Source organism: Roseibium sp. (assembly GCF_050301095.1).
GTDB lineage: Bacteria > Pseudomonadota > Alphaproteobacteria > Rhizobiales > Stappiaceae > Roseibium.
The window spans coordinates 1-6,629 of the sequence record NZ_JBNKYW010000293.1 but is presented as its reverse complement, the minus strand read 5'-3'; the positions used below and the strand labels follow the sequence as shown (position 1 = coordinate 6,629).

The window sequence follows — 6,629 nt, the reverse complement described above, 5'->3', positions numbered from 1 at the left end:
ACACCCGCCATCGTTCAGATCTTCACAAAGATCTCGAAGGGCGATTAGCTCAGCGGGAGAGCGTTCCGTTCACACCGGAAAGGTCACTGGTTCAATCCCAGTATCGCCCACCATTTTCCCCCAATTTGTTTTGTAACACGGCCTTGGCCTGAACAGCCTAGAACCTTTGACGGGTATGCAGCAAATGCGCCGTCAAGCGCCTCCGCACAGGTGCTGAGAGTCGACCATCTCCCAATCGCGGTTTAGTGCCTTATCCAGCGTGTAATAGAGATGCCCACGGCCGTCACCGTCAGGACAATCGTAAGGAATGCTCATGAGGCTCAAGACGACCTCGTGACCGGCCTTAACCCCGAATAACCCGTTCCGTTCGTATGAGACCGTAATGGTCCCGTCAGCGTATTCAAAGACTGTTCCGGCATCGGCGTTTTCGTAAGTGACCGGCTCGCCAAAACGAGTCGTCACTTTGGAAATCCTTGTGCGAATACATTCGCCTGGGTGGTTCAGAGGGCCCTGACGCGCAGGCATTTCCGAAGAGGCTATCTGGGTAGCCTTGAATGCCATCAGGGCTTTGGCATAGGAACTCGTCCAAGGCCCGCCGCCCCTAACGGCTGCAGGTCTGGCATAAGTAAACAGCGTTGCGTCCTGAACGGCTGCGATACATGCTTCGTCGGTTCCACACCTGTGGCGATCCGCCAGCAGGCTTCTGGCGACTTTCAGCTTTGTTGAAACTCGGGCGTATAATTCCGGTAGGCCTCGGAAATCAGGGTATCCGCAGCAGACAAGTACACGTTGTTGCAGATTGTTTTTTCATCCGGTGTCACGGCTTTCGCGCAATCGAACGACGGCTGGGCCTCCGCCTGAGCGGCAAGTCCAAACAACAGTACGACAAACGCGTGTTTGAATTTCAGCATCCCCTTGGACCTCGACCTGAAAAAGTGAACACATTCAACACCAAATCAACCACATGATGTGGAATTTTCCGCACACACGCAAGCTAAGTTCACGTTTTATTCCGTTTTTTTTGCCCGATGGTCAAGCGCTGCACTGCGTGACAGCTCAGGGCGCGGACGGCGTCAATGATCCGTTCAGCAGGAATTTGGTCCGCCATCCTTCAGGCAGGCACAAGCGCGTCGATTGCCGCGGCGAGTTTTTGCAGATCGGCAGCATAAAAACCGGCGGCGTTGAGACAATTGGTTTCCAGCAACCTCAGCCCCTCGTCCGTGCGGCAGATGTCGATGACATAAGCGGGCGAATAACCGGGATTGATGTCGACCATCAGCTGCGCGAATTCCAGGGCGTGCGCATCGATCTCCGGGCGGTAGACGACACGCGTTCCTTCCTTGTAGAGCGAATAGGTGACAATCTTGCCGCCGACGGCCCACAGACGCCATTCCTGCAGGATGCGGGCCGGCCTTGTGAGCATAAGTTCCGTGTCATGGCGGAGTGAACCGCTTGGGATCTCGTCCTCGCCGAGAGCAAGCACCTGCTGTGCCATTTGAACGATTTCACCTGCGGATTTGACGTTTCCCGGTTCTGCCTTGCTGTCATCGACAGGGCGCAGGAACCAGTCCCGTCCGTCTCCCGACAGACGGCCTGGAATATCCCGCAAGGTCAGAAAAAGCGCGTCGGTCCCGTTCAGCAGGTAGGGATGCCAGGCTGTTTCGCGGACAAATGGTTGCAGCCTGAAGACACCCGGCCGGTAGTTCTTCTTTTCCGCATATCTCCAGAGCGCATAGGATCCGAACATGACCACCGCGTGCGGATCTGGAACCTCAGGTTCCGGGATAAGTTCACCGACAAACGGTACGACCCTGTGCCAGGAATAAGGTATCTCAAGCCGGTCGAGCGCTTCGGCAAGCTTGTGCGTGTCCTCAAATTCCTGAAGCAACCAATGCATATTATCCAAAACCCGTGAAAATTAATGTGTGTCGAATCAAGCTCTTCGACAGGCACCATCAAACATGAATCGAATGACAGCTTGTTTCTACTCAAATTCTATTTGAGCTCGGTCCCGCCAATATAGACCCCGTTAGGATGTTGCTCCTAGACTTCGTTAACAACGCACCCGATTCGACGCTTGTTGAACGAAGCTCTGCCTCAAACACGGCGCCGGGAGAAAACCTCCAGGCGAGACAAGATGACCCGCAAGACCTTCAGAACCGCAACCGCACTTCTCCTTGGCCTGGCCTGTCTGGCTTTTGCCGGCGGCAAGCCTTTGCGGGCGGAATCGTCCGGGGGAAATCTCGCAGCCGAGGAACGGCAGCAGCAGCTGAAACTGGACAAGCTCAGGGCGGAAGCCATGCTGATGCTGCGCCAGGATCAGGAAAAGGCCAGGCTGCAACAGCTGGAACTGAAACTGGAACGCCAGAAGCTGCAGCAGGAACGGCAGCAGTTGACGCAACTTCGGCGCCAGCAGCAAATCCTTCTGAAAAGGTACCGGCAGCAACGGATCCGGCAACAGCGCCTCAACCAGCAACAGCAGAGCCGCCAGAATTTCCGGCCACAACGCTACCAGCCGCAGCAATATGCCCAGCAGCGCTACCGGCCGGACAGATACGGCAACCAGCTCTACGGCAATCAGCTCTACCGGAACCAGGTGACCGTGCAGGGCGCCTACGTCCGCCAGCAGTTCTCCAACCAACTGTTCCGGCGGCAGTAGCCCTGCCGGCAGGACCGGCCAGGGAAAGCCCTGAAACCGAACGGGCGCGGAAGGACATGCGTTCTTACCGCTCATTGTCGGGCCTGGTTGTGGACCCGGGACAAAAACGGCTAAAATCCCCAACGTTTTCTCTGATCTGCTGCCTTCAACCTTCGCTTCACATTACGCCCTGTTATTCTACGGCACGTGATTCCCTGAGGTTGGAGACAAGATGGCCACCCAAGCCGCCCAGAATCCGGTCCGCGAAAAAATTCTGCGTGGCCTCGCCTTCCAGAAGTCCGGCGAGATCAGCAAGGCGCAGCGCTGTTACAAGCAGGTTCTGAAGAAGGTTCCGAACAATCCGGACGCCCTTCATCTCCTGGGAGTGTCCTATCGCCAGCAGGGCAACCCCCAGCGCGCGCTGGAATACCTGCAGAAGGCCATTGCGTCCAACCCGAACCAGTCCGCCTTCTATGCCAATCTTGCGCGCACAATGATGGACCTGAATTCGGATGCCGAAAGCCTGCTCGCTGTCACCAACAAGGCCCTTTCCATCAATCCGAAGGAACGCGAAGCCCTCAACATCAAGGGGATCGCACTGACCGCCCTCCAGCGGAACGCCGAGGCGGAAGAACTGTTCCAGAGACTGCTGGTGGAATACCCCAATTTCAGCGACGCCTACCGGAACTACGGGCTGTTGCTGCGCGCCATCGAGGATATTCCGAAAGCCCTTGCCTTCTTCAACAAGGCAGCCCTGCTCGACCCGTCAAATCCGCTGAACTATGTCGAGCGCGCCAGATGCCGGCTCGATCTGAAGGAATTCAAGGTCTCCCAGGCGGAACTGGCCGACGCGCTGGAACGATTCCCGGACAGCGCCGACCTCAAGCACGAAGCCGCCCGCCTGCTCTTCTCGATATCCAAGACGCATGCCGGCGTGAAATATGCCGAGGAGGCCGTTGACGACAATCCGAACGATTTTCACCGACGCGTGACCCTTGCGGTGAACTACCTGATGCTCGGACGGGGCGAAGATGCGATCGGGCAATTTCTGGCAGCAAAGAAGCTCGCCCCGGAAGGCGCGTCCGGCATCGACTGGAATCTTTCACTGGCCTATCTTTCGATCGGAGATCTCGAAAACGGCTGGAAATACCACCGGGCCCGTTTCACCGATATCAAGTCCACCTCCCAGAAACGCCTCTTCGACGTTCCCGAATGGCAGGGAGAGGACATTTCGGACAAGACGGTTCTGGCCTGGGGCGACCAGGGGCTCGGCGACGCCCTGAGGGGCGGGACGATGCTGCACGAGCTGATCGAAAAGGCCGGCAAGGTCATTCTGGAAGTCTCGGCCAAATCCGTGCCCTGGTTCCAGCGCAGCTTTCCGGACGCCCAGGTGCGCGTGCCCCAGTTGAACCAGGACCTTTCCACCGGCCGGAACGACTTCGACCTGACGGCCAACCTTTCGGACATCGCGGAGGTCTTCCGCCCGGACATCGCCTCCTTCAAGAAGGCGCGGGTTCCCGCCTTCGACTTCGACCTCGATCTGGCACACAAGTATTTCGAGAGGCTCAAGGACAGGGCCGACAAGCCAATTGTCGGTGTTGCCTGGCGCTCGCGCAACCTGCAGGCCTACCGGATGCGCTACTACCTGTCAGCGCCGGAATTCGCGCCCATCCTGGATTTTGACGACGTCACCTTCGTCAATCTGCAATACCTGAGCATCGACAAGGAAATCAGGTTCCTGGAAACGAGGACCAACGGAGCATTCGTGAATTTCGAGGACGTCGATCTGTTCGACGATCTTGAAGCCGCCGCCGCTTTGACAGCCTGTTGCGATCTGGTCGTCTCCGCCAATATCAGCACGACGGAAATTTCGGGCGTTCTGGATGTACCGACAATCCGCTTCGGCCCCGAGGAAGCTCCCCTCCTGCTTGGTCAGGAGAACCCGCCCTGGCATCCCTCGACAACCTATCTGCGGATGGACGAGAGCAAGCTTGCCGTCGACATGGTGCCGACCATCCGGCAGACGTTCGAAGAGCAGCTTGCGACCGTCGATATGACCCGTCGCAACAAACGGCTCAAGTTGAGCTGAAGCAGACCGCCGATTTTCCACCACAAAGGCTGGTCACCGGCGCATGTGTCCCTGTCATGCGGCGTCAGACGTAGTGCTTTTCCAGAAGGAATTCGGCGAAATAGAAGTCGATATCCGTATCGATGTCGACAATGCGGACGGTGTCGGGCACCACATAGCCGACAGACTTCGGCGACATCATCTGAGCGTTAAGACCATCGACATGGTCCGCATTGATGACCATCGCCCAAGCCGTGAACTGGTAGCACTCGGGATAGTCCTGACGGCGGTAGTACTTGTCTACGTCGTAGTCCAGGAAGGTCTTGATGCCGCCGTCCGCCTGGTGCAGGGCGCACAGATACGGGTGGGTTTCGGGCTGCTTCAGCCCGATGACGCTGTGGCAATCGGGCGTCTTCAGATAGTAGTCGACGATGTCACCCAGCAGGTCCGGCGTCCGGAACGGATAGGTCGGATAAAGAACGAGCACCGCTTCGAACTCCTCTCCCCTGCCCCGCAGCGTATGGATAAACTCGGACACCACGGCCTGCATGGTGGTTTGCGACTGGCCGAGATCATCGGGCCTGCGATAGGGCCTGGCGCCGGCAGTCTCGCCAATCTCGAGATATTTCGAGCTGTCGCTGTTGATGTAGGTCTGCGAAATCCCGGTGCATTCAAGGGCCGGGCGGATACTGTGCGCGATCAGCGGCACACCCGCCAGCGGCCGGATGTTCTTGTCACGCAGGCCTTCGCTTCCGGCTCTCGCCGGTACCATTGCAATAATTCTCTTGCTCATCACATGCCCAAAACAGCATCCAGATCGCGAGCGTCCAGCTTTTCGCGAACTTGAACAAATTCATCGTCGGAAAGATCGCTGTAGTTCAGCGGCCGGCCGGACGTGTTGGTGATCATCTTGGTCGCGTCGTTCAGTTCCAGCACGTATTGCCGGAACGCTTCGTCGGCAATCGGCCGGTTGGTCTTCGCGTCGAACTTCAGGTCGAACACCTCGCCCAGAATATCGCGGACCTTGGGGTGCTCGAACATTTCGGTGCCCGGGTAGGCGGTTGCCGTGAACACGGAAGTATTGATCGAGGCAAGCGCCTGTTCGTATTCCGGCGTACCGGCGCTCAAGCCTTCCGTCACCAGATCCTGCTGCCACTTGATGAAACCGATGCTGGTCTGCAGCTTGGGCAAGGTTTCTCCGGGATAGCCCATGATCCAGGTACAGTTGCCATGAATGCCGGCTTCCAATGTATTGCGGATGCCCTGGGTCATGGCGCGGGGAAACTCGAAGCCGTTGATCTTTTCGGTGCCGCTGGACAGCATGAAGCCGCCCTTGCCCATATCTTCAAGGACTTCCGGCGAAGCAGACTCCGCTCCGAAGCCGATATAAATACAGCCCGCCCTGCGCATTTCCTTGACCCGCAGGACGTCCGCGCTGCGATAGCCGCCCTTGCGGTCCGGGCGCAGATCCGCCGCCTCGTCAAGACGGCCATGCGCACCCCAACGCAATTCACCGCTTGCCGCATAGGGCTCCAAAATATCCGCAAGCTCGGTGATCCGTTTCGGGCTGACCATGAAATTGTCGTCCATCAGGCCAATGAAATCGACCTGATAACGGCGCTGGTAGTACCGGAATTCCGTAGCAAGGTCCTCGGCACTTCTGACGCCGTAATTGCGTTCCCCTTGAGCGCCGCGGAAACAGAACTTGCAGGCAAACGGACATCCCCGGCTGCTGATCGTCGTGATGCTCCGCTTCATCTCGAAGCTGGTGGCGGAACTGTTCTTCGCGCTTCCGCCCCAGACCGGAACGTCGAGGTATTTGTCCAGAACGCGAACGCCGTCGACGTCTTCTTCCAGCAAATCATAGGCCGGGTAAGGCAGGGCATCGAGATCGGGTGTCCGGCCGCCATGATAGAAAAACCG

General features: G+C 57.8%; 6 protein-coding genes and 1 tRNA gene. 3 read left to right on the top strand and 4 right to left on the bottom strand.

Features of this window, described 5'->3' with window-relative positions:
* The first annotated feature begins 38 nt into the window (after positions 1-38).
* A tRNA-Val gene (locus ACQY7U_RS25535) sits at positions 39-113 on the top strand.
* A gap of 600 nt (positions 114-713) precedes the next feature.
* Here the strand turns inward: ACQY7U_RS25535 and ACQY7U_RS25530 are convergent.
* Both ACQY7U_RS25530 and ACQY7U_RS25525 read right to left on the bottom strand, forming a co-directional pair.
* Positions 714-911: a hypothetical protein gene (locus ACQY7U_RS25530; protein ID WP_428651209.1), complete on the bottom strand. Its 198-nt coding sequence runs from the start codon at positions 909-911 to the stop codon at positions 714-716.
* A 200-nt stretch (positions 912-1,111) separates the two neighbouring features.
* A complete protein-coding gene (locus ACQY7U_RS25525; protein ID WP_428651206.1) occupies positions 1,112-1,897 on the bottom strand; it encodes an ATP-grasp domain-containing protein in 786 nt (261 codons plus the stop codon).
* A gap of 240 nt (positions 1,898-2,137) precedes the next feature.
* Between ACQY7U_RS25525 and ACQY7U_RS25520 the strand changes: the two genes are divergently transcribed.
* Together ACQY7U_RS25520 and ACQY7U_RS25515 are read left to right on the top strand one after the other, a co-directional pair.
* Positions 2,138-2,659, top strand: a complete 522-nt coding sequence (locus ACQY7U_RS25520) for a hypothetical protein (RefSeq protein ID WP_428651204.1) — start codon at positions 2,138-2,140, stop codon at positions 2,657-2,659.
* A 211-nt stretch (positions 2,660-2,870) separates the two neighbouring features.
* Positions 2,871-4,727, top strand: coding sequence for a tetratricopeptide repeat protein (locus ACQY7U_RS25515; protein WP_428651201.1), 1,857 nt, complete (start codon positions 2,871-2,873; stop codon positions 4,725-4,727).
* A gap of 64 nt (positions 4,728-4,791) precedes the next feature.
* On the opposite strand, the gene ACQY7U_RS25510 is transcribed toward ACQY7U_RS25515, so the two are convergent.
* Positions 4,792-5,499 carry a cytidylyltransferase domain-containing protein gene (locus tag ACQY7U_RS25510; RefSeq protein WP_428651199.1) on the bottom strand — a complete coding sequence of 236 codons (708 nt, stop codon included), beginning with the start codon at positions 5,497-5,499 and terminating at the stop codon, positions 4,792-4,794.
* A partial coding sequence (locus tag ACQY7U_RS25505; protein ID WP_428651196.1) for a B12-binding domain-containing radical SAM protein occupies positions 5,499-6,629 on the bottom strand: 1,131 nt, incomplete at its 5' end. The genes ACQY7U_RS25505 and ACQY7U_RS25510, both read right to left, overlap by 1 nt.

Bases quoted from the DNA above. Each gene is read 5' to 3' on its own strand.
- ACQY7U_RS25530 (WP_428651209.1), bottom strand. From the start codon at position 911: ATGCTGAAATTCAAACACGCGTTTGTCGTACTGTTGTTTGGACTTGCC.
- ACQY7U_RS25525 (WP_428651206.1), bottom strand. From the start codon at position 1,897: ATGCATTGGTTGCTTCAGGAATTTGAGGACACGCACAAGCTTGCCGAA.
- ACQY7U_RS25520 (WP_428651204.1), top strand. From the start codon at position 2,138: ATGACCCGCAAGACCTTCAGAACCGCAACCGCACTTCTCCTTGGCCTG.
- ACQY7U_RS25515 (WP_428651201.1), top strand. From the start codon at position 2,871: ATGGCCACCCAAGCCGCCCAGAATCCGGTCCGCGAAAAAATTCTGCGT.
- ACQY7U_RS25510 (WP_428651199.1), bottom strand. From the start codon at position 5,499: ATGAGCAAGAGAATTATTGCAATGGTACCGGCGAGAGCCGGAAGCGAA.